The following is a 21,812-nucleotide window of genomic DNA, read 5'->3' on the forward strand; positions in this document are numbered from 1 at the left end:
TAAATGAAAAAGATTGCGCTCTCTTTGGTAGCTCTTGGGTTACTCACTTCTCTGCCGGGCCTGGCGGCTACTCCCGCGCCGGTTCCGACCGCCATTGCCAGCCATGACGGCCCGATCCGCATCGCGGTGATCCGCAACCTGGGCTCGGACGACAACACCACGCAGTTTGTTGCCGGGGCGATTCAGGAAGGGAAAAAGCTCGGCTTTAAGGTCAGCACCTTTTTAAGTAACGGGGACGACGCCAAATTCCAGGATTTCGTTAACCAGGCCATCAGCCAGAAATACGACGGGATTATTCTCTCTCAGGGGCGCGATCCGTACTCCACCGCGCTGGTGAAGAAGGCGGTGGATGCCGGGATCAAAGTTTCGGTGTTTGATACCGCTGTGAACGGCGAGATCCCGGGCGTAACCGTTACCCAGCAGGACGATGCCTCCCTGACCAACCTCTCTTTCGGCCAGCTGGCGAAAGATTTCAACGGCAAGGCCAATATCGTCAAGCTATGGGTCGCGGGCTTCCCGCCGATGGAGCGCCGTCAGGCGGCCTACAAAGAACTGCAAAAGCAGTACCCGGAGATTAAAGAGCTGGAGTCCATCGGCGCGGTCTCCTCTGACGTGCAGGGCGACACTGCCAACAAGGTGGGCGCGATCCTCGCGAAATACCCGAAAGGTAAAATCGATGCCATCTGGGGTACCTGGGATGCCTTCAGCCAGGGCGCCTATAAGGCGCTGAAAGAGAACGGCCGAACCGAGATCAAACTCTACAGCATCGACATCTCCAACCAGGATTTACAGCTGATGCGCGAGCCGGGTAGCCCATGGGCAGTGAGCGTGGCGGTGGATCCGAAGCTGATTGGCGCGACCAACGTACGCCTGATTGCCAATAAGATTGCCGGAGAAGCGACGCCTGCCACTTACGATTTCAAGGCGGCGGCCATTCCGCAGGCGCTGCTGACCGCCCAGCCGGGCGCGGTGAACGTGGCGTCTCTGGGGAAAATCATTCCGGGCTGGGGCCAGACGGAAGATTTTGTTGCGCCGTGGTTTGCGACCCTTGCCGCTAAAAACAAGTAAACCAAGCCGGGTGGCGGCTGCGCCTTACCCGGCCTACATTTCGCACCCGTAGGCCCGGTAAGCGCAGCGCCACCGGGCGTAAGGAGCATAAGGTGTCTCAATTACCCCCTCCCGAATACAGCCGCAATATGCGGCTAATTGGCCATAGCGATCAGGGCGGTCGCCCGGACGGCGTGCAGCTGATGGTGCACCGCGGTTTCGCCTATATCGGCCATATGGTGTCGCAGGGCTTTTCGATAGTGGATGTGCGCGACCCGAAAAAACCAAAAGCCGCAGGATACGTGCCTGCGCCGCCGGGTACCTGGAATGTGCATCTCCAGGCGCATGACGACCTGCTGCTGGTGATCAACGCCCGGGATCTGTTTGCCGATGCGCGTTTTGCCGACGAGAAGGTCTACTACACCCGCCAGGTGGGGGAGACCGTCAGCGATGTGCAGGATAAAGGCTGGAGCGCAGGGCTTCGCGTCTTTGATATCTCCACACCGGACAGGCCACGCGAGATAGGCTTTTTATCGCTGAGCGGCATCGGCATTCACCGCATCTGGTACGTCGGTGGCCGCTGGGCGTATGTCTCAGCGCTGATAGACGGCTTTACCGACTACATCTTTCTGACCATCGATCTGGCGGACCCGCGCAAGCCTGAAGTGGCGGGACGCTGGTGGCTGCCGGGGATGAATCAGGCCGAAGGCGAACAGCCGAACTGGCCGGAAGGCAAACGCTACGCCCTGCACCATGCGATTATTGCAGGCGATACCGCGTACGGCAGCTGGCGCGACGGTGGCCTGACGCTGCTGGACGTTAAGGACCGCACCCGGCCTAAGCTCATTAGCCATCGTAACTGGAGCCCGCCGTTTGGCGGCGGGACGCACACCGCGCTTCCGCTGCCGGATCGCGACCTGCTGGTGGTGCTGGACGAGGCGGTGCTGGATAACCAGCAGGACGGCGAGAAGCTGATCTGGCTGTTTGATATCCGCGAGCCGTCGAACCCGGTGAGCATTTCTACCTTCCCGCAGCCGGATGAAACCGACTACGTGGCGAAAGGGGCGCATTTCGGCCCGCACAACCTGCACGAAAACCGGCCGGGGAGCTTTGTCAGCTCAACGTTGATCTTCGCGACGTACCAGAACGCGGGCGTGCGCGCGTATGACATTTCCAATCCGTATCGCCCGGTGGAAACGGGGGCGCTGGTGCCCGCGGCGCCGGAAAAGATGATGGATACGCGGCCCAATCGCCCGCAGGTGATCCAGTCGTGCGACGTGTTTGTGGATGCGCAGGGGATTATTTACAGCACGGATTATAACGGTGGGATGTCGGTGATTGAGTATTTAGGATGAGTTTTTGCCGGGTGGCGGCTTCGCCTTACCGGGCCTACATTTTGCACCCGTAGGCCCGGTAAGCGCAGCGCCACCGGGCAAACGTTCTCAACTGTACTGCCGTACTCGCGCTACCAGCTCTTCCGCGCTGTCGATGCGGTCAGCAATCACAATCAGCGCCTTGCCGAGGGATATCGCGTGGCGCAGGCATTCGTGACGCATCGCTTCATCCTGAATGGTGTCGATATCCGCCACATGGGAAAGCCCGACGCTGCGGCGAATCAGCTCGGTGCCGCAGAATCCGATGGCATCGTGCCAGACCTTTTTCAGGAACGCAGAGGCATAGCCCGGCGCGCTGAGCGCGGCGTCGCGCGTTTTCTCATTCGCCAGCGCCTGGAAGCGCTCCGCGAAGGTGTTCCACAGTTCCTGAATATCGGTCAGGCGCTGCTCGCGCGCGGCGGCGGCATCGCGAATGCCCAGATGCCCCGGCAGGCCGCAGAAGTTCAGCAGCAGGTTGCCGATGGCAGTGCCAACGTCAAAGCCAATCGGGCCAAAGTAGCCGAACTCGGCGTCGATGGCCTTCAGGCTGCCGTCGGCCACAAAAATTGAGCCGCTGTGAATGTCCCCGTGCAGCAGGGCTTCGGCATGCGAAAAGAAGCGGTGCTTCAGGGAGGCCACGGCGATTTTAAGCTGGGCGTCGTCGCGAAGGGTGGCAACATCGTTCTCCAGATCGGCCGGGTAGCTGTTGCGCGCGTGGATCTGGTACGGATCGTTGAAGAACAGATCTTCGGTGATCTCGCACATCTCCGGGTTGATGAATTTTGCAACCTGCGCTTTTTTCTCGTGCGGATGCAGATAAAAATCGCTGGTGTGGAACAGGGTGTGAGCCAGATATTCACCCAGCTGCCGCGCCGCCTGCGGGTAGTAAATGTTGTTAATCAGCTCGCCGCGCCAGATGCGATGGCTTGAGAGATCTTCCATCACCATCACCGCCAGTTTCGGGTCAAAGTGGTGGATTTTCACCGTGTGCTCAGGGCTGTGCTTGTAATGCTCGACCAGGGTTTGCGCCTCCAGGCGAGCGCGATCCAGCGTCAGCGGCCAGGACTCGCCGACGCAGCGCACATAGGGCAGCGCCTGCTTAACGACGATGCGGCTCACGCCCGCGCGGTCGAAAACTTTAAAGACCAGGTTGAGGTTACCGTCGCCGATTTCCTGCGCCTCCACCAGCGATGACGGATCGTCAAGTCCGCCAAACTGCCTGGCATACTCCACGGCGTCCTGAGCGGTAAAGGTACGGTATTGCGACATGGCCTGCTCCTCAGTTTTGCTAATTAAGACATGTAGACGTCTATACATCTGGATTTCATCCTGACACAATGTGCTACAACAACGCAACAGGGAATTAACGACATGCAGACATTACAGACGACCAGCCTGCGGGTGGCGAATAATCAGCTCTTTATTCTCGACCAGCAGGCGCTTCCGCAGGAGAAACGCTGGCTGGATGCCTCGACGGTGGAGGCGCTGGTTGGGCATATCCACGCTCTGCGCGTGCGTGGCGCGCCGTTGATTGGTCTCTCTGCAAGCCTGCTGCTGGCGCTGTTAGCGGAAAGCGGTAAAGGCCGCGACGAGCTGGCGGCGGCGCTGGAGACCCTGCGTGCCTCCCGCCCGACGGCGGTGAACCTGATGAACAATCTCGACCGCATGAAGATTGCGCTGTGGCAGGAAGCGTTCGTTCCGGCGCTGGTGGCTGAAGCGCTGCGCCTGATTAATGAAGACAAACGGCTTTGCGACGCGATTGCGAAAGCGGGTAGCGCGCTGGTGAAGCCCGGCAGCCGCCTGCTGACCCACTGCAATACCGGCGGGCTGGCAACGGCGGGCGTCGGTACGGCGCTGGGTGTGATTGCCCGCGCGCATCAGGCAGGCAACGTCAGCAACGTCTGGGTGGATGAAACCCGTCCGCTGTTGCAGGGCGGCAGGCTGACCGCATGGGAGCTGGGCGAGCTGGGCGTGCCGTATCAGCTGATTACTGACTCCATGGCCGCCAGCCTGATGGCAAAAGGGCAGGTGGATGCCGTGTGGGTGGGGGCAGACCGCATTGCCGCCAACGGCGACGTGGCGAACAAAATCGGCACCTATTCCCTGGCGGTGCTGGCGAAGTTCCACGGTATTCCGTTCTACGTCGCCGCCCCGCAAACGACCCTCGACCGGGACTGCCCGAACGGTGACGCGATCCCGATTGAGCAGCGCGCGGCCAGCGAAGTGACGGGCGTGGCGGGAAGCTTTGGCGCGGTGCAGTGGGCGCCGCAAGAGGCGCAGGTCTATAACCCGGCGTTTGACGTTACCCCCGCCTCGCTGATTAGCGGCTGGGTGCTGGATACGGGCGTGGTCACCCCTGAAGAGGTAGCGAAAGGGAAATTCGCCTGAGTGGGACTATCCTTGTAAGGGGTTCCCTTTAGAGGACGTTATCGTGACGCTCGATCCTGAAACAGACTTAAAACTGGAACGCGTGGTGGACGCACCGCGCGACCTGCTGTGGCTCTGCTGGACCACACCGGAGCACATCAAAAACTTCTTCATTCCTGCTCCCCATAAGGTAACTGAATGCGACCTCGATCTGCGCGTGGGTGGGCGGTTCAATACCGTGTTTGAGGTGGACGGGCAGCGGATGGATAACCGGGGCGTATTTCTTGAAATCGATCCGGGGAACAAGCTGGTCTTTACCGATGGCTATACTGAGGGCTGGAAGCCGGCTGAAAAGCCGTTTATGACGGCGATCCTGCTGCTGGAAGATGTGGGGGAGGGCAAGACCCGCTACACGGCAATTGCGCGTCACCCAACGAAGGAGATCCGCGAGCAGCATGAACAGATGGGCTTCCACGAAGGGTGGGGCGTGGTGTTGGATCAGCTGGTGGGGTATGTGAAAGGGCTGAAACGGTAGTGCCCTTAGACCCCCTCTCCCTTGAGGGAGAGGGCTGGGGTGAGGGGGGAGAATTCATTGATTATGTTGAAGACAGATTTCTCTTTTTGGTATCCCTCATCTGACGAAATACTCGCTCTCCCTTTTCATCAAAGTATCTTTCCGGCCATATCACATCGGGTGGAATGTCTGGCGCCTGAGCGATAAGCAATTCACCTTTAGGCCATGGTCGGGTAAGCGCATTTGCCAGTGTGGATGAGGAAAGGCCAGCCTTTCTGGACAACGCAGCCAGGCTTGTTCCATGTTTCTTTAGTGCAGCGATAATATCGGCCGGGTGCCAGTTCTGATGTTGCATTGTGTCCTCCTTACATGTGTTCGTTACGTGCTCAATTATCCTATTTTGGGATAAAAAGGCAACGGGAGGATATTCGATTTCAGGATATTTGTATGGAATCGGAACAATGGCTTCAGTTTACTCGGATGAATACCAGCGTGTTATCAATGCGTTGAAGAAAGCGCGTAAAGAGAAGGGGATGACTCAGGCGCAGCTTGCGGAGGCACTGGGAAAACCACAATCGTTTATTGCTAAAGTGGAAAACGGTGAGCGTAGGTTGGACGTGGTGGAGTTTGTGCATCTGGCGAGGCTGGTTGGCGGAGATGTGCAGAGGATTATCGCCAGTATTTAATTAATGCCTGAGTATGGAACTGACCACCTGAGCCGTATGTTCCCCTCACCCTAACCCTCTCCCCAGAGGGGCGAGGGGATAGCACGGTGCTCGCATTACTTTGCGGGGTAGGGAGAAAAGATCAGGCCAGGCGTGGATACGCATCCGCGATTGCATCGCCCGTAAACTGGGCAACCCAGCCTTCCGGATTGTCGAAAATACGAATGGCGGTAAAGTTCGGCTCTGAACCCATGTCAAACCAGTGCGGCGTGCCTGCGGGTACGGAAATCAGGTCGTTTTTCTCGCACAGCACCTGATACACCTCATCGCCGATGTGCAGGCAGAATAGTCCCGCCCCTTCCACGAAAAAGCGCACTTCGTCTTCGCCGTGGGTGTGCTCGTTGAGAAACTTCGCGCGCAGCGCCTCTTTCTGCGGATTGTCGGCGCGAAGGCTAATCACGTCCCAGCTCTGATAACCTTTCTCTGCCACCAGCTTGTCGATTGCATGCTGATACGCCTCAATCACGGCTTCAGGCGCGGGATCCTGCCCTAAATCACGGTCTGCCGCCCAGCGTTCAAACCGCACGCCTTTGGCGTTGAGCTGTTGGGCAATCTCGGGGGCGTCGGTGCTGTGCCACAGGTGCTTACTGGCGTCTTTATCGGAATAAATGGTCAATGCGCTCATGAAGGGATCTGCTCCGGGTTAATCTCGTCAAACTGGTGGATCTGATGGTGATGGCTTGCGCCGTCATCTTCACCGCGTATCAGTTGCAGGGTGCGAAAACCCGCCTGTTCAGCCGCGTCCAGCTCCTGATGAATATCCGACAGGAACAGGATCTGCGACGGGGCGATGCCCGTTTGCGCCGCAATATTTTGATAAGACTGCACCTCACGCTTGGCACCGATGCGGGTATCAAAATAGCCGCTGAACAGATGAGTAATATCACCTTCGTCGCTGTAGCCAAATAACAGTTTCTGCGCGGCGACGGAGCCAGAGGAATAAACATAGAGATCAATCCCTTGTGCCTTCCATTTTTCCAGCGCGGGCAGTACATCAGGGTAGAGATGGCCGGTAAAGTCACCGTTGATGTAACCGTCCTGCCAGATGATGCCTTGCAGGGCTTTGAGCGCCGTCGATTTGCGGTCTTCATCCATAAAGGTAAACAACACGTTGATGAGATCGCTGACGCTGGCATGCGGAGTGCTGATTTCATCGCGCAGGTTGTCCAGAATCGATTTGACCGGCTCGGCGTACTGCTGCGCGGTCACAAAGGCCGCCAGCCGCTCACGCGCGTAAGGGAACAAAACATCATGGACAAAACGGATATCGCTGGTGGTCCCTTCAATATCCGTCACAATCGCGCGAATCATACTCTCTCCCATTGTCGTAAACGCATTTCGCATTCAAATATGAATTCTAAACCTTCCAGATGACGGCGGGCTTCGGCCACGTCGCGTCCCCAGCAGGTTAAGCCATGACCGCGCAGAAGAAAACCATAATTAAGCGGGCGTTCCTGCGCATAATGGGCGATGCGAGAGGCGAGGGCGTCGATGTCCTGGTCGTTGTCAAACACCGGGATGGCCACCGTATCCCGATGCGTGGTCTGCCCGGTAAGGGATTTTTGCATCTCGAAGCCGGAGATCTTCAGCTCGGTCTCGTTGACCAGCCGCGACAGCACCGTGGCATTGACGGTGTGAACGTGCAGGACGGCGTTAGCCTCGGGGAACAGGCGGTAGATGAGGGTATGCAGCCCGGTCTCTGCCGACGGTTTACGGCCAGAAGGCGCACGGTTGGTGGCGATTTCAACCTGTAGAAAATCGGCGGTGGTCAGGCTGCCTTTGTCTTTTCCGGATTCGCTCAGCCAGCACAGATGTTCATCCTGACGCACGGACATATTGCCGCCGGTAGCGGGCGCCCAGCCTTTAGCGCCAATCCAGCGGCAGGCCTCGACCAGGTGTGTGAGTTGCAGGTTGTCTGTCATTTCCTTTTACCCTCTCGGTCAGGAATATTTATATCATTTAGACGTCTAAGCGTCTTGATTGCCAAAGACTAACATCGTGTTATAGTGTCAGCAACATAAGTATTACAGGCAGGCACACTACAATGAGCAATAACCCGTTGATCCCGCAGAGTAAACTTCCGAATCTCGGCACGACGATTTTTACGCAGATGAGCGCCCTGGCGCAGCAGCACAACGCCATTAACCTCTCACAAGGTTTCCCGGATTTTGACGGGCCGAAATATTTGCAGGAGCGTCTGGCGTACCACGTTGTGCAGGGAGCCAACCAGTATGCGCCGATGACCGGCGTGCAGGCGTTGCGTGAAGCCATTGCGGATAAAACGGCGGAGTTATACGGCCATAAGCCTGACGCGAACAGCGATATCACGGTAACCGCAGGGGCGACCGAAGCGCTGTATGCGGCGATAACCGCCCTGGTGCGTACGGGCGATGAGGTGATTTGTTTTGACCCGAGCTACGATAGCTACGCCCCGGCGATTGAACTGGCCGGTGGCGTGGTGAAACGCGTGGCGCTCCAGCCGCCGCATTTTCGTCCGGACTGGCAGGCGTTTGCCGCGCTGCTGAGCGATAAAACCCGGCTGGTGATCCTGAATACGCCACACAACCCATCGGCGACGGTGTGGCAGAAAAGCGATTTTGCCGCCCTGTGGCAGGCCATCGCCGAACGTGAAATCTATGTTCTGAGCGACGAGGTGTATGAGCACATCTGCTTTGCCGAAGAGGGTCATGCCAGCGTGCTGGCGCATCCGCAGCTTCGCGAGCGCGCAATCGCGGTATCATCATTTGGGAAAACCTACCATATGACCGGCTGGAAGGTAGGGTACTGCGTGGCGCCCGCCGCCATCAGCGCTGAGCTGCGTAAAGTGCACCAGTATTTGACGTTTGCCGTAAACACACCCGCCCAGCTGGCGCTGGCGGATATGCTGCGCGCTGAACCTGAACATTACCGGGACCTGCCAGCTTTTTACCGTGCGCGGCGGGATCGGTTTGTGACTGCCTTGAGCGAGAGTCGGCTGGAGATCCTGCCATGCGAAGGCACCTACTTCCTGCTGGCGGACTACAGCGCGATTTCCGATCTGGATGATGTCAGTTTTTGCCAGTGGCTGACGAAAGAGGTGGGCGTGGCGGCCATTCCGCTGTCGGTGTTCTGCGCCGATCCCTTCCCGCATAAACTGATTCGTCTTTGCTTTGCGAAGCAGGAGGCGACGCTGCTGGCAGCGGCTGCGCGCTTAAATTCGCTCTGACTATTTAACCGTCCAGGCTTCTGAAAAACGACGGTCCGCGAAGAGTTCCAGCAGACCGTTGATTTGCTTCAGTCGCAGCACTTCATCGCTGTCCATACCCAACTCCAGGCCAATTTTCTGCTCACTCCAGCCCATAAGCACCAGTTCTCGCACGATTTCTGACATGGCATTGATCTGGTGGCGTCCACGCGCGCGGTTGTGACGAATGGTTGTAGCCATGCGATCGAACTTTTCCTGGCGTGCTTTACGCAGGCAGGTAACAGGGAGGTAACCTTTAAGTTGACGCTTCAGAATAGCCCGATGACTGCCAAGCTCATGGCGATGGAATCCATCGACAATTTCATAGCTCTCAGGCGCATTTTCCGTCACAACGATAGGTTGTGTGAATCCATCCAGCTCCAGTGATTTGCTGAGCAACCGCTTCTCCGCCGGAGCGACATTATTTGGGTTGTAGTCATTGGCGGTGATGTCAGTCTGTTTTATCCACAATACGCAGTCGACGGGTTGATTATTAAAAGGGCTGATTTCGTGTAATGCCTGGCGAAAGGCATTTATAGCGCCGATTTTCTCTTCTTCAGAAAGGGCCTGCAGGTACGTCTGCATTTCTCTGATTATTTGCTGCTGCATAAAATCCCCCATTCCTTGCGTTTGGCTTTTACTCTTTCGCTGTAGCGTTGATAGTGTTTAGGTTTGTTTGGACTAAATGAGAGAGCCCGGCACCAGTAGTCATTGTTGAGTAAAACCTTGCAAATGCGTCGCCAGGAAGGGATATCTTTTGCGCCAATGTCACCCTCCTGCGTATCGGGAATATCGTCCAGGCCTCGCTTTTGATACCAGTGGAGATAAATTGCGATTTTATTTCGGTAATGTTCCGCCGTATTTTGCGGCATGCTGTCGAGTAGCAGCATGGCGTATTCGCGCCAGCCGAGATGGTCAGGTTTCAGGATCTTCCGGTGGCCATAAAAATGGTTATCGTGCCCGGCATAAATACCTCCACTTCGCACGCCGCAGGCGCGTTCACACATAGCCGCCCAGCGTTCGGGTTCAATGACATGATAGAGCCATAAGCCCTGACGCTGTTCCGGACCAAACGGTTCGCAGATGCGCATATAACGCGGCGGCACCCCCGCCTTGTACATCAGGTCGTATAACGGGTTATAGCAACATTTTGATTTCGCGAACCACGTCCAGATGTCGGCGGTTTTCCAGTCGTACAGTGGGTAGATATACCAGGCGTGCCCACCCGGGGCGACGGTCGTCCAGGGTTTATCGTCAGAAAAGCGCTGCTTACGCGCCGACGCGATAGCCAGAAAGCGGTTGTAAGATTCATCGGCGCGGATCCCCACCATGACTGCGGAAGGACGTCTTTGCGCATACCATTCGGCAAACTCGCGCACGAAGGCTTCAAACGTCATTCCCTGCTGATAAAAATCGAAATAGTGATAATCGGTAATGGCATCTTCTGGTGGCTGGCGAACCCAGTTTGTTCCGGGTTCCCAGCACTGCCATTCAGGTTGAAACTGTGACAGGGCGTTCTGGGTCGTGAGCGGAAGCGCTACCCACCAGAACTGGTGGATAACATCCCGATAGAGCGTTTTCATAGCGTCAACATGCTGAATGGTCGACGAGAATTGCGCTTCCCAGTCCAGAAAGATGACGTCTATTTTTCGCTTTAATTGCCGTGCTTTCTGGGCAACAAGATGCAGCATCACGGTAGAATCTTTTCCACCGGAAAAGGAAACGCATACCCTGGGGAAATTGTTAAGCGTCCAGTGTATGCGTTCCGCAGAAGCGTCTAAAACATTTTCCTGTAAAGGGATTTTATAGTTCGACATGATTAATCGCGTCCTGCGTGTTAAATGTCTTGGGAAAATCAAAACGATATTATGGAATTGTTTATCCTTAATTTCACGGAGTCATTTTTTTCGGTTCGCTTTAATTATATTCACCATGCAAATGTATTTTACGCAGACGGCGGAGAAACGCAGAGCTTATGCATTTTTTCAATGAATGTTGAAAAAACAGAGCTATTCAGTGATGAACGGCCGTAGAGCATATAGATCTTTAATTCAGGCAGCGCAAACGGTGGCTCAAGCCTTTTTAATTTCAAAGATTCTTTAAATGTTTCATAGATCGACACGGGGATATAGCCTAACAAATCAGATGAACTGACCATAGAGATGAGAGAGCTAAGGGAGTCGGTGCGAAAAGCAATATTTCTTTCCGGAAAAGCGTCATTGGCCCGACTCTGGAACTCTTTTACACCCGGATGAGCACTCTGGTAAAAAGTGAATTTCTCCTGGTATAGCGCGTCCACCGTAGCTGTGTCAGCGAGCCTTGGGTGGTCTGCTCTACAGATTAAGGCTATCGGCACCGTAGTGAAGTGGGTGCAGACCACAGAGCGATTGTGGATAGGTGCGATAGAGAAGATGAGATCGGCTTTACGATAGGCCAACAAATCTTCCGCTGATTCGGAGGAAATAAGCATATCTCTTTGTTCTATCTCATAATTCTCCTCAGATATTAAAAGCTTCAACGGTTCCAGCATCGAACCAGGAGACACCATTTGAGTGCAATAGATAACGAACTTTTTCTTGATGTCCGAGTGATGCATCATGTTGATCGTCTGCTCAAGCTGATTGAGATTTTTTTCCAGATGATGATGCAAGTTGGTACCTACCGTGGTGGGCGTAATTCCCTTCCCTGAACGGATAAACAGGGGGTCATCAAGCTGACCGCGCAGGCGTTGCAGCGACTGGCTGACGGCGGATGGTGTGATATAAAGCGTCTCGGCAGCCCTACTGATACTGAGATGTTGGTAAATGCATTCGAAGATAACTAACAGATTGAGATCGAATTTTTTTAGGTCGTAGAGGTTTGCCATGTTTCGTCCTGAGTGAGTTGAGTTTGCTGTCGTTATCACACCATGGAGTACGACAGAGTGTAGTTACCCTTTACAATCCGTGTGAATAACTCGCTTAATTTAGAATTTAAGTGATCTTAATATATCACGGCTTTGGATTATTGAAACATATCTTCAAGAGTTATTAAGATAATTTTATCTTTAAAGTGTGATTGAATTATTTGAATGACAAATGGCGTTTATATATAGCGTGAAACCCATAATGAAATTAAATTTATAATGTTTCAATGACCTGTTCGAATCTGCCTATCACAGCCATAGGCAGGACTATCCCTCTTATGCATTGCTCATTGCGCGCAGGGGTGCTGTAATCAAACCGCTGTTACGGCCTTGATACAAGGTATGTAGAGCGCAACGCAACGCCAGCTTCGGCTGGCACTGAATGTACCTGCGGGGAATTCAGGTATCAGGGCCGCCCGTTGAGGCGGCCTTTTTACTTTCAGGCTTTCCTGTAAAAGGTTCACCTTGCTGTCTTGTTGCTGTTGTAAGGTTTGGCTGATTGATTTGATAAAGCATACGCATTAGCCCCGATGAACAAAGTTGGTTACCTTACACCTCAACGAAAACACGGAGGAAGTACAGATGTCCTTGATTAACACCAAAATTAAACCTTTCAAAAACCAGGCGTTCAAAAACGGTGAGTTCATCGAAGTTACTGAGAAAGATACCGAAGGCCGCTGGAGCGTGTTCTTCTTCTATCCGGCTGACTTCACCTTCGTTTGCCCGACCGAACTGGGCGACGTTGCAGACCACTACGAAGAACTGCAAAAGCTGGGCGTAGACGTTTACTCTGTTTCTACCGATACCCACTTCACCCACAAAGCGTGGCACAGCAGCTCTGAAACTATCGCGAAAATCAAATACGCGATGATCGGCGACCCGACTGGCGCCCTGACCCGTAACTTCGACAACATGCGTGAAGATGAAGGCCTGGCTGACCGTGCGACCTTCGTTGTTGACCCGCAGGGCATTATCCAGGCTATCGAAGTTACCGCTGAAGGTATCGGCCGTGATGCATCTGACCTGCTGCGCAAAGTGAAGGCGGCTCAGTACGTTGCTTCTCACCCAGGCGAAGTGTGCCCGGCGAAATGGAAAGAAGGCGAAGCAACGCTGGCGCCATCTCTGGACCTGGTCGGCAAGATCTAAATTTCCGTCGTCTTTCACGCCATAGCTGCGTTGGCGTCGCCTGCTCACCCCGGTCACTTACTTCAGTAAGCTCCCGGGGATTCTCAGGCTAGCCGCCTTGCTCTGACGCGAAATACTCTGGAAATTGTTTCAGTCATGGGCGCACCCGCGCCCATTTCATTCCAGCACCATGATGCAAGTTGCATTCAGGCAGCCCGTATAAGGCGGCTTGCATGATGACGTTTTAAGAGAGGGAAGAATAATGCTCGACACTAACATGAAAACCCAGCTCAAGGCCTACCTTGAGAAACTGACCAAACCTGTTGAGCTGATTGCCACGCTGGACGACAGCGCGAAATCGGCAGAAATCAAAGCGCTGCTGACAGAGATTGCTGAGCTGTCGCCGAAAGTGACCTTCAAAGAAGACAACGCGCTGGCAGTCCGTAAGCCTTCTTTCCTGATCGCCAACCCAGGGTCTGACCAGGGGCCGCGTTTCGCGGGTTCTCCGTTGGGGCACGAATTTACGTCCCTGGTGCTGGCGCTGCTGTGGACCGGTGGTCATCCGTCAAAAGAAGCGCAGGCGCTGCTGGAGCAGATCCGCGATATCGACGGTGATTTTGAGTTTGAAACCTATTACTCGCTCTCCTGCCACAACTGCCCGGACGTGGTGCAGGCGCTGAACCTGATGTCAGTGCTCAACCCACGCATTAAGCACACGGCGATTGACGGCGGTACGTTCCAGAACGAAATCACCGAGCGCAACGTGATGGGCGTTCCGGCGGTTTACCTGAATGGTCAGGAGTTCGGCCAGGGGCGTATGACGCTGACCGAAATCGTCGCCAAAGTGGATACCGGCGCAGAAAAACGTGCGGCGGAAGAGTTGAACCAACGTGATGCGTACGACGTGCTGATTGTTGGCTCCGGCCCGGCGGGCGCGGCGGCAGCGGTTTACTCCGCACGTAAAGGGATCCGTACCGGTCTGATGGGCGAGCGTTTCGGTGGTCAGGTTCTGGATACCGTAGACATTGAAAACTACATTTCCGTGCCGAAAACCGAAGGCCAGAAGCTGGCCGGGGCGTTGAAAGCGCACGTCAGCGACTACGACGTGGATGTCATTGACAGCCAGAGCGCCAGCAAACTGGTTCCGGCCGCGGTCGAGGGTGGTTTGCACCAGATTGAAACGGCGTCCGGCGCGGTGCTGAAGGCGCGCAGCGTGATCATTGCCACTGGCGCGAAATGGCGCAACATGAACGTGCCGGGCGAAGATCAGTATCGCACCAAAGGCGTGACCTATTGCCCGCACTGTGACGGCCCGCTGTTCAAAGGTAAACGCGTAGCGGTGATCGGCGGCGGTAACTCCGGTGTGGAAGCGGCTATCGATCTGGCGGGAATTGTTGAACACGTTACCCTGCTGGAGTTCGCCCCTGAGATGAAAGCGGACCAGGTGCTGCAGGATAAAGTGCGTAGCCTGAATAACGTCGACATTGTGCTCAATGCCCAGACGACAGAAGTGAAAGGCGACGGCAGCAAAGTGACCGGTCTGGAATACCGTGACCGCGTGAGTGGCGATATCCACAGCGTAGCGCTGGCGGGGATCTTCGTTCAGATTGGCCTGCTGCCAAACACCACCTGGCTGGAAGGCGCAATCGAGCGCAACCGCATGGGCGAGATCATCATCGATGCGAAATGCGAAACCAGCGTGAAGGGCGTATTTGCGGCAGGCGACTGCACCACCGTGCCGTACAAGCAGATCATCATCGCCACTGGCGAAGGGGCGAAAGCGTCGCTGAGCTCGTTTGATTACCTGATCCGCACCAAAACTGCATAATAAAAGAAAGCAAGACGGCACCTGCAATGCAAGAGGCCACCAAAAGGTGGCCTCTTTTTTTTATCTGACGACCATCACCGGAATGTGGGTGTGGCGGATCACGCTGGAGGCGTTCGACCCCAGCAGGTGAGTGGTGATAGACGGGTTGCGCGAACCAATCACCACCACGTCTGCGTTCAGCTCCGCGGCCAGTTCATTAACGGCGTCACGCACGCTACCGAACCGGACGTGGGTTTTTATGCGGGAAGGATCGATGCTGAAGTGCCCGACCATGGTTTGCAGGCGCGTCTCGGCTTCATGCTGTAAATGCTCTTCAAAACGACGCACATCAGCAGCGAAACGATGCAGGCTCAGGCTGGCAGTGCCCGGTAAAACATGCAGAAGATGAATAACTCCGTCCTGCTGCGCGAGAAATTCCGCATGACGTACAGCCTTATCACTCAGTTCCATTTCGAAAACATCAACCGGCATAATGATTGTTTGATACATACCCGTTTCTCCTTGTTTATAAACGCTGCAATCATTCAACCACAAAATATAAATGGTTTCTGTAATCCCGACAGCACTTTTATCTCGCCAGGATAAATCTCAAAACAGCCGGATTCCGGGGCAGATCCCGAGAGGTAGCTACCCTTTTATAAGCTTACCCACACCCTTTCGGAGGTTGCATGAAAGCTCTCACCTATCACGGTCCACATCATGTTCGGGTCGATAATGTCCCCGATCCGGGCATCGAACAGCCTGACGATATCATCCTGCGCGTAACAGCCACGGCGATCTGTGGTTCCGATTTGCATCTTTATCGCGGAAAAATTCCCAAGGTCCAGCACGGCGATATCTTTGGTCATGAATTTATGGGCGAGGTGGTGGAGTGCGGGAGCGAAGTGAAGAACGTGCAGAAAGGTGACCGGGTGGTGATCCCGTTTGTGATTGCCTGCGGTGACTGTTTCTTTTGCCAGATGCAACAGTACGCGGCCTGCGAAAACACGAACCGCGGGCAGGGCGCGGCGCTGAACAAAAAGCAAATTCCCGCCCCTGCCGCGCTGTTTGGCTACAGCCATCTTTACGGCGGCGTGCCGGGCGGACAGGCGGAGTATGTGCGCGTGCCGAAAGGCAACGTAGGGCCGTTTAAAGTGCCTCAGCTGCTGTCAGACGACAAAGCGCTTTTCCTGTCAGATATTCTGCCTACCGCCTGGCAGGCGGCGAAAAATGCGCAGATCCAGAAAGGCTCCAGCGTCGCCGTATTCGGGGCCGGGCCGGTGGGGTTACTGACCATTGCCTGCGCGCGGCTTCTCGGCGCAGAGCAGATTTTTGTGGTTGACCATCATCCCTATCGACTGCGGTTTGCCCAGGAGCGCTACGGCGCGATCCCGATTAACTTTGATGACGATAACGACGCGGCGGAAAAAATCATTGAGCAAACGGCCGGGCAGCGCGGGGTGGATGCGGTGATTGATGCCGTCGGGTTTGAGGCCAAAGGCAGCACGACGGAAACGATCCTCAGTAACCTGAAAATTGAAGGCAGCAGCGGCAAAGCCCTGCGCCAGTGCATTGCTGCGGTGCGACGCGGCGGCGTGGTCAGCGTGCCGGGCGTGTACGCCGGTTTCATCCATGGCTTCCTGTTTGGCGATGCCTTCGATAAAGGGCTGAGCTTTAAGATGGGGCAGACGCACGTCCACGCCTGGCTGGGAGAGCTGCTGCCGCTTATCGAAAAAGGGTTGCTTACACCGGAAGATATTGTGACCCACTATCTTCCGCTGGCTGATGCGGAGCGAGCCTATAAGATCTTCGAAAAACGGGAGGAGGAGTGCCGCAAGGTGATCCTGGTGCCTGGCGCAGACACCCCGGAGGCAGCGCAGCAGAAAGTGAAGGGACTGGTGAATGCCTTCCCCGGCGGCGTTGTGTGAGGTTTCGTCCCCACGGCACTACGACAGAGTAAGCGTGGATTAAGCGGTTTTTGTCCGATATAACACAATCGGGTGAATTTGCGGAAAGAGGATGCAGGTGCATCCTCTGTGCAAAGCGGGGTCGCTTGTTCAGAAGGGATTAACGCAGGTAATCGCCAGCGGCTTCGGGCTGGTAGAGCAGCTCAAGTACTTCCAGATGGGCTGAGGCGCCGCCCGGGAGTTCCCAGTGGATAGTATCGCCCGTGCGCAGTCCAAGCAGCGCCGCGCCCACGGGTGCCAGCACCGAAAGCTGCATGCTGCTGTCGGTCATCTGCGCCGGATAGACCAGCGTACGGGTGAGTTCCTCCCCGGTGGTCAGGTTGCGGAACTTCACCTGGCTGTTCATGGTGACCACATCATGCGGCATGGTCTCAGGCGTACACATTTGCGCCCGGTCTAGCTCTTCGTTCAGCGCATCGGCAACCGGCAGCGAGGCGAATTCTGGTTTCTCCAACAGTCGGTCAATACGTTCTGCGTCGAGTTCATTGATGATAATCGTAGGTCTGGACATTTTTACTCCATGTCGTTAATGCTGCGTGTAACGCAGAAACCAATCCAAAAGAAAACCCTCGCCGTCTGGCAGCGAGGGTTTAACTTATCTGATGATACTGTCTGAAACCCTAAGTTTGAAGTGATGAAGGTCACATTCGTGCGCCATATGAATTTTTGGCAATAAACCCGGCATCCCGATTCACGCTGAACGGAAATTTCGTTACGCTGGTAAAACTTAAACCGGGCAATGCGCGTTGCAGCCCCAGCGTAGAGAGAGCGATATGTACTTTTACCAACCGTCTCAGGGGCACGGCCTGCCGCACGACCCGCTGAACGCCATTATCGGTCCACGTCCGATTGGCTGGATTTCATCCTGTGATAAGGCCGGTCAACTGAACCTTGCCCCGTACAGCTTCTTTAACTGCTTTAACTATCGCCCACCGATCATTGGTTTTTCCAGCAACGGCTGGAAGGATAGCGTGCGGAATATTACCGAAACGGAAGAGTTTGTCTGGAACCTCGCAACGCGCGATCTGGCTGAGGCGATGAATGAAACCTCCGCCACACTCCCTCATGGCGAGGATGAATTTACCTTTGCCGGCCTGACGCCCGTAGCCAGCCAGCTTGTGAGCTCGCCGCGCGTGGCGGAAAGCCCGGTGAATTTCGAGTGTCGATTGTCACAGTGCATTCAGTTGACCGGCGCGGATGGGACACCGATTGATACCTGGCTGGTGCTCGGCGAAGTGGTGGGCGTCCATATCGCTGAGAGTTTGCTGGAAGAGGGGATTTACCAGACCGCGAAAGCGCAGCCCATTCTGCGTGCGGGTGGACCGTCAGCCTACTACGGCATCAGCGACAGCCATCGCTTCGATCTGGTACGCCCGGATGCGCGCAGGAACAATCAGTAACCAGCTTTATCGATAACAAACTGTTTGCCGCAGTTGCCCGGATGCGGCTGTGGCGCAAAGGTGCTGGCTGAGAGCGAGTTGTTAATGGTGCTGGATTTTAGCGAGATCTGCATCTCGGTCAGATAAGCCGGATTGCCATGGCAGGTAAGCTTGAACGCTTTTACGTTCTGTTTCCCCCAGCTTTTGGCCACGGCTGCATCAAAATCGCTACGGCGGACGGTCTTGCCATAGTTTTCCGCCAGAAATTCCCCAACCGCACTATTTTTCACTTCCTGGTTCATGCGCACCATGGTGCCGAAGTAAGCGTCGGGATCAAAACCAAAGCAGACGCCGTGTTTCGCGTATTCATAACGTTCAAGGCAGGAGTTGCCGCCCGCGCCGGGCATCACGCTGTTCAGCTTCGCCGCGCCCGTTAGCGATAGTCCGGTCTCTGCGGCGTCACATTTGCGGCTGGCTTTTGCTTCCGGCATATTCGGAACCGGACGAGTGGCACAGCCGAAGCGCATCCAGCGGCGTTCATCCACTCCGCGAGCGGCAATAGATTTCGGCAGCGCTGGCCATAAGCCGTGGACGGTCAGAAAATCGGTTTTGTTGCTGCTCTCTTTTTGCAGGCGACACTCTTCCGGTTCGTCACGGTTGCGTTCGACCATACTCTGGCAAAATCCCGTTTGCCAGGAAAGAGCCAGAACGTAGCGATCGAAATCGCCATACTGGGTTGGCTTAAGCGGATCTGCCTGAATTGAGAAGACACAGAGTGCAAGCGCTACTGCGCCAGACGGGATAACGATATCCTTCCTGAACATTTGCTTTCCTGATTGGTTGGGCGCGATTAATTTCTGGGGGTTATTAAAGCACAAAAAGCGCCCGCAGGCGCTTTTTGGAAAGCAGGAATTTCGCTTAGGCAGCGCCGGGAACCAGCACTTCGGTGGCGATAATAACGATAATCAGGCCAACCAGCACCGGCACTGACGTGCGTTTTACCACTTCAAACGGAGAGATTTTTGCCATCCCCGCCACCGCAACCACCACGCCCGATACCGGAGAAATGGTACGACCCAGGTTGGAGGCCTGGAGCATCGGAATGGACAGGTAAGCCGGGTTGATGCCGGAGGAGTGTGCCAGCTTAGGGATCATCTCAACAAACGCATAGAACGGCGCGTTACCGGAGCCGGTAGTCATCGCCGCCAGCATGGTCAGTACCACCAGCACCAGCATCAGGATAATGCTGGCCGAGCCGAAAGAGGTGGCGATAGAGATCAGGCTCTGGATAAAGCCGATGGTGCTCAGCCCCTGAGCAAACACCCCTGCGGCAACCAGCAGCATCACCACGCCCGCGAAGGCATCCGCCATGCCGCGGAAGGCGACTTCAAGACCCGTGAACACCTTCTGGGTATTAAAGCCACGAACAAATTCCAGGATGGCCGCCAGCAGCATACAGATCACCAGGATAGTGATGATGTGCAGCTGAGGGCCCCATTTGCCGTCAAAAATAAGCACGCCAATAATCGGCGTGAAGGGCAGGATGGAATAAAACGCCGGGGCGGTAGTGGTGATTTCACTGACGTCCATCATCTCATGGCTGACGTTCTCTTTCTTATCGAGGTAGCGTTGCCAGAAGAAATGCGCCACGCCCATGCCGAGAATAGCGGTGATGGAGATTGGCAGTGTGGTTTTGAAGGCGAAGTCAATCAGCGACATTTCCGCGGCTTTCGCGGCCAGCACCACGTCACCGGAAGTAGGGGAGAGAATAATCGCCGCCGGAGAGGCGCAAATAGCCGCCGCTGCGCCACGGCTGATCCCGACGTTAACCATTACCGGGAATAACGTCGCCATTAACAGCACGCCAAGGCCCGTTGCTGAGGAAACGGCTAATGACATCAGACAGGCCAGGAAATAAGCCGCGACCATCAGAAGATAGGGGGAGTTAATATATTGCAGCGGCTTAGAAGCCAGCTTCACCACCATATCATTCGCACCGATATGGGTCATATAGGCAGCAAATCCGCAGAGCATCATGATCATCATGCCCAGGTCGCCGCCGCGGCTCATCAGCAGAATTTTTATATATTCCACAATATCGGTAGCGGTATATCCGGTGCTGGCTTCGCTGGCGGGTAAAACCTGATGACCCATTAGCGCGCTAATGATCAGCAGCGTCAGGCCGCCGACAAATAGCACACCGGTGGCTGAGTAACCTTTAATGATGTAGCGTGCTACACCGACAATGACCACGACTCCAATGAGGAGTTCGAGAAAAGTAAGCATGATTTCCCCTGTATCCTTGCTGCCCGAGAGACAAATAATCAATAAAAAAGAAGCCTGAAATGTGCCGAATAAATGGCCAGTCCTTGCTGATTAAAATCAAGAAAGAGACTACTAAAGGCAATGATGACGATATTTTTGCTAACCCTGCGTCATTTATATTAAGACGTTATTGACCTGATGAATAGATATTATATGTCATTAAATTGATGGTGAAGTGTTAAGGTTTTGAGTATTACTTGCCGACAATCGATTTAAAAACGTAAATCTCTTTAAAACTACTTCTCTTTCATTCTTTTGCCTGCTTATACTCGGTTCACTTTTACCCTATCCGACGATCTGAATATGCACGCCAGCTGGACGTATCGCCTGCGCTTTATCAAAAAACATCTGCTGATGTTTTTGCTGGCGTTTGGCTGGCTGTTAATCCAGAGTCAGGTGGCCGTCGCCTCCCATCAATGTTCAATGGATTTGCGCGGTGAGGTGGCCACCATCCAGCATATGGATATGATGGCGGGACCGGGGCCGCATTATGCTGCCGGTGCTTCACCGCTGTGTGAAAAACATTGTGTGCCGGATCAGGTACAAAAAGAACCTGCCCAGCCGCATCTGGTGGCGCTGCCTGCCGCCATGACGCTGACCTTAACGACGCCAGAGTGTTCATCTGCAAGCCATTCTGCGTGGTCTGTTACCCCTCCTGCTGTGGGGCCGCCGGCAACGATCCGCTATTGCCGGTTTCGGGAGTAAAAACCTGTTAATTCGTTGATTTTATTTACTTAACGTTTAACAGGAGTTTTATCATGCGTACCCTATTCCTTTCCGCGCTGGTTGGCGCGTCCATCTCTTTCGCTTCTTATACCGTTCAGGCAAACCAGACCTGGCAGGGCCGCGGCGTGGTTCAGTCGATCTCTGACAATGCCGTCATGCTCCGTCACGAGGCCATACCGGAACTAAAATGGCCAGCGATGACCATGCCGTTTACTTTATCTTCGGGTGCCACGCTGAATGGCGCCAAACCGGGGGATGAGGTGACCTTCACGCTTGAGCGTGCGGGTGACGGTTTCCAGATTATCTCGCTGACGCCAGCGCGCTAAGCG

24 protein-coding genes are annotated in these 21,812 nt (G+C 55.0%); 12 read left to right on the plus strand and 12 right to left on the minus strand.

Annotation, left to right across the window (positions count from 1 at the left end; all coding sequences use genetic code 11):
• Positions 1-3: 3 nt before the first annotated feature.
• Entirely contained in the window at positions 4-1,068 is a 1,065-nt protein-coding gene (locus ACOTXC_RS09775; protein ID WP_180243547.1) for a sugar ABC transporter substrate-binding protein, read from the plus strand.
• A gap of 92 nt (positions 1,069-1,160) precedes the next feature.
• A complete protein-coding gene (locus ACOTXC_RS09780) occupies positions 1,161-2,402 on the plus strand; it encodes an LVIVD repeat-containing protein (RefSeq protein WP_022647399.1) in 1,242 nt (413 codons plus the stop codon).
• Positions 2,403-2,489: 87 nt separating this feature from the next.
• On the opposite strand, the gene mtnK is transcribed toward ACOTXC_RS09780, so the two are convergent.
• Positions 2,490-3,689: an S-methyl-5-thioribose kinase gene (mtnK, locus tag ACOTXC_RS09785; protein WP_421767601.1), complete on the minus strand. Its 1,200-nt coding sequence runs from the start codon at positions 3,687-3,689 to the stop codon at positions 2,490-2,492.
• Between the two features lie 102 nt (positions 3,690-3,791).
• Here mtnK and mtnA point away from each other — a divergent pair, with 102 nt between their 5' ends.
• Both mtnA and ACOTXC_RS09795 read left to right on the plus strand, forming a co-directional pair.
• Positions 3,792-4,808 carry an S-methyl-5-thioribose-1-phosphate isomerase gene (mtnA, locus tag ACOTXC_RS09790; protein ID WP_038415650.1) on the plus strand — a complete coding sequence of 339 codons (1,017 nt, stop codon included), beginning with the start codon at positions 3,792-3,794 and terminating at the stop codon, positions 4,806-4,808.
• 43 nt (positions 4,809-4,851) lie between these two features.
• Positions 4,852-5,322 (plus strand): SRPBCC family protein, encoded by a 471-nt coding sequence (locus ACOTXC_RS09795; protein WP_045622238.1) that lies wholly within the window; start codon positions 4,852-4,854, stop codon positions 5,320-5,322.
• Positions 5,323-5,383: 61 nt separating this feature from the next.
• Here ACOTXC_RS09795 and ACOTXC_RS09800 read toward each other — a convergent pair whose 3' ends face one another.
• On the minus strand, positions 5,384-5,656 hold the full coding sequence (locus ACOTXC_RS09800) for a helix-turn-helix domain-containing protein (RefSeq protein ID WP_126490608.1): 273 nt from the start codon (positions 5,654-5,656) through the stop codon (positions 5,384-5,386).
• A 106-nt stretch (positions 5,657-5,762) separates the two neighbouring features.
• Between ACOTXC_RS09800 and ACOTXC_RS09805 the strand changes: the two genes are divergently transcribed.
• A complete protein-coding gene (locus tag ACOTXC_RS09805; RefSeq protein ID WP_069596343.1) occupies positions 5,763-5,987 on the plus strand; it encodes a helix-turn-helix transcriptional regulator in 225 nt (74 codons plus the stop codon).
• Between the two features lie 121 nt (positions 5,988-6,108).
• Here the strand turns inward: ACOTXC_RS09805 and ACOTXC_RS09810 are convergent, their stop codons facing one another.
• Genes ACOTXC_RS09810 through ACOTXC_RS09820 form a run of 3 tightly spaced genes read right to left on the minus strand, consistent with a single transcriptional unit; the run spans position 6,109 to position 7,948 of the window.
• Positions 6,109-6,651 (minus strand): 1,2-dihydroxy-3-keto-5-methylthiopentene dioxygenase, encoded by a 543-nt coding sequence (locus ACOTXC_RS09810; protein ID WP_126490609.1) that lies wholly within the window; start codon positions 6,649-6,651, stop codon positions 6,109-6,111.
• Positions 6,648-7,337, minus strand: a complete 690-nt coding sequence (mtnC, locus tag ACOTXC_RS09815) for an acireductone synthase (protein ID WP_023305674.1) — start codon at positions 7,335-7,337, stop codon at positions 6,648-6,650. The genes ACOTXC_RS09810 and mtnC overlap by 4 nt, the downstream gene beginning before the upstream one ends.
• Positions 7,334-7,948, minus strand: coding sequence for a methylthioribulose 1-phosphate dehydratase (locus tag ACOTXC_RS09820; RefSeq protein WP_126490610.1), 615 nt, complete (start codon positions 7,946-7,948; stop codon positions 7,334-7,336). Before ACOTXC_RS09820 ends, mtnC begins: the two co-directional genes overlap by 4 nt.
• Positions 7,949-8,070: 122 nt before the next feature.
• Between ACOTXC_RS09820 and ACOTXC_RS09825 the strand changes: the two genes are divergently transcribed.
• A complete protein-coding gene (locus ACOTXC_RS09825; protein ID WP_421767602.1) occupies positions 8,071-9,231 on the plus strand; it encodes a pyridoxal phosphate-dependent aminotransferase in 1,161 nt (386 codons plus the stop codon).
• Here ACOTXC_RS09825 and ACOTXC_RS09830 read toward each other — a convergent pair whose 3' ends face one another.
• The 3 genes from ACOTXC_RS09830 to citR all read right to left on the minus strand — a co-directional run bounded on the left by ACOTXC_RS09830 (position 9,232) and on the right by citR (position 12,115).
• On the minus strand, positions 9,232-9,858 hold the full coding sequence (locus tag ACOTXC_RS09830) for an IbrB-like domain-containing protein (RefSeq protein WP_126490611.1): 627 nt from the start codon (positions 9,856-9,858) through the stop codon (positions 9,232-9,234).
• A complete protein-coding gene (locus tag ACOTXC_RS09835; RefSeq protein WP_063152773.1) occupies positions 9,843-11,066 on the minus strand; it encodes a phosphoadenosine phosphosulfate reductase in 1,224 nt (407 codons plus the stop codon). The genes ACOTXC_RS09830 and ACOTXC_RS09835 overlap by 16 nt, the downstream gene beginning before the upstream one ends.
• Positions 11,067-11,194: 128 nt before the next feature.
• Positions 11,195-12,115, minus strand: coding sequence for a DNA-binding transcriptional repressor CitR (citR, locus tag ACOTXC_RS09840; protein ID WP_022647411.1), 921 nt, complete (start codon positions 12,113-12,115; stop codon positions 11,195-11,197).
• 621 nt (positions 12,116-12,736) lie between these two features.
• Between citR and ahpC the strand changes: the two genes are divergently transcribed.
• Both ahpC and ahpF read left to right on the plus strand, forming a co-directional pair.
• On the plus strand, positions 12,737-13,300 hold the full coding sequence (ahpC, locus tag ACOTXC_RS09845) for an alkyl hydroperoxide reductase subunit C (protein WP_014882974.1): 564 nt from the start codon (positions 12,737-12,739) through the stop codon (positions 13,298-13,300).
• A gap of 241 nt (positions 13,301-13,541) precedes the next feature.
• Positions 13,542-15,107, plus strand: a complete 1,566-nt coding sequence (ahpF, locus tag ACOTXC_RS09850) for an alkyl hydroperoxide reductase subunit F (RefSeq protein ID WP_063148022.1) — start codon at positions 13,542-13,544, stop codon at positions 15,105-15,107.
• A 60-nt stretch (positions 15,108-15,167) separates the two neighbouring features.
• Here the strand turns inward: ahpF and uspG are convergent, their stop codons facing one another.
• Positions 15,168-15,596 (minus strand): universal stress protein UspG, encoded by a 429-nt coding sequence (uspG, locus tag ACOTXC_RS09855; protein ID WP_046618911.1) that lies wholly within the window; start codon positions 15,594-15,596, stop codon positions 15,168-15,170.
• 179 nt (positions 15,597-15,775) lie between these two features.
• On the opposite strand from uspG, the gene ACOTXC_RS09860 reads away from it, so the two are divergent.
• Positions 15,776-17,014, plus strand: coding sequence for a zinc-dependent alcohol dehydrogenase (locus ACOTXC_RS09860; RefSeq protein WP_015571156.1), 1,239 nt, complete (start codon positions 15,776-15,778; stop codon positions 17,012-17,014).
• 139 nt (positions 17,015-17,153) lie between these two features.
• Here ACOTXC_RS09860 and rnk read toward each other — a convergent pair whose 3' ends face one another.
• Entirely contained in the window at positions 17,154-17,564 is a 411-nt protein-coding gene (gene rnk, locus ACOTXC_RS09865) for a nucleoside diphosphate kinase regulator (RefSeq protein ID WP_022647414.1), read from the minus strand.
• A gap of 262 nt (positions 17,565-17,826) precedes the next feature.
• Here rnk and ACOTXC_RS09870 point away from each other — a divergent pair, with 262 nt between their 5' ends.
• Entirely contained in the window at positions 17,827-18,453 is a 627-nt protein-coding gene (locus tag ACOTXC_RS09870; protein WP_023299579.1) for a flavin reductase family protein, read from the plus strand.
• On the opposite strand, the gene rna is transcribed toward ACOTXC_RS09870, so the two are convergent.
• Complete coding sequence (rna, locus tag ACOTXC_RS09875; RefSeq protein WP_032624674.1) at positions 18,447-19,256, minus strand: ribonuclease I; 810 nt, start codon at positions 19,254-19,256, stop codon at positions 18,447-18,449. The genes ACOTXC_RS09870 and rna overlap by 7 nt on opposite strands.
• Positions 19,257-19,350: 94 nt before the next feature.
• Positions 19,351-20,718: an anaerobic C4-dicarboxylate transporter DcuC gene (dcuC, locus tag ACOTXC_RS09880; protein WP_017382481.1), complete on the minus strand. Its 1,368-nt coding sequence runs from the start codon at positions 20,716-20,718 to the stop codon at positions 19,351-19,353.
• A gap of 342 nt (positions 20,719-21,060) precedes the next feature.
• Between dcuC and ACOTXC_RS09885 the strand changes: the two genes are divergently transcribed.
• The gene (locus ACOTXC_RS09885; RefSeq protein WP_063148018.1) at positions 21,061-21,462 is read left to right on the plus strand and encodes a hypothetical protein; all 402 of its coding nucleotides are present in this window, start codon (positions 21,061-21,063) and stop codon (positions 21,460-21,462) included.
• 53 nt (positions 21,463-21,515) lie between these two features.
• Positions 21,516-21,809 (plus strand): copper-binding protein, encoded by a 294-nt coding sequence (locus ACOTXC_RS09890; RefSeq protein ID WP_046618907.1) that lies wholly within the window; start codon positions 21,516-21,518, stop codon positions 21,807-21,809.
• Positions 21,810-21,812: the final 3 nt, after the last annotated feature.

Source organism: Enterobacter cloacae complex sp. IR5428 (genome assembly GCF_049238585.1).
In the GTDB taxonomy this organism is placed as follows: Bacteria; Pseudomonadota; Gammaproteobacteria; order Enterobacterales; family Enterobacteriaceae; genus Enterobacter; species Enterobacter intestinihominis.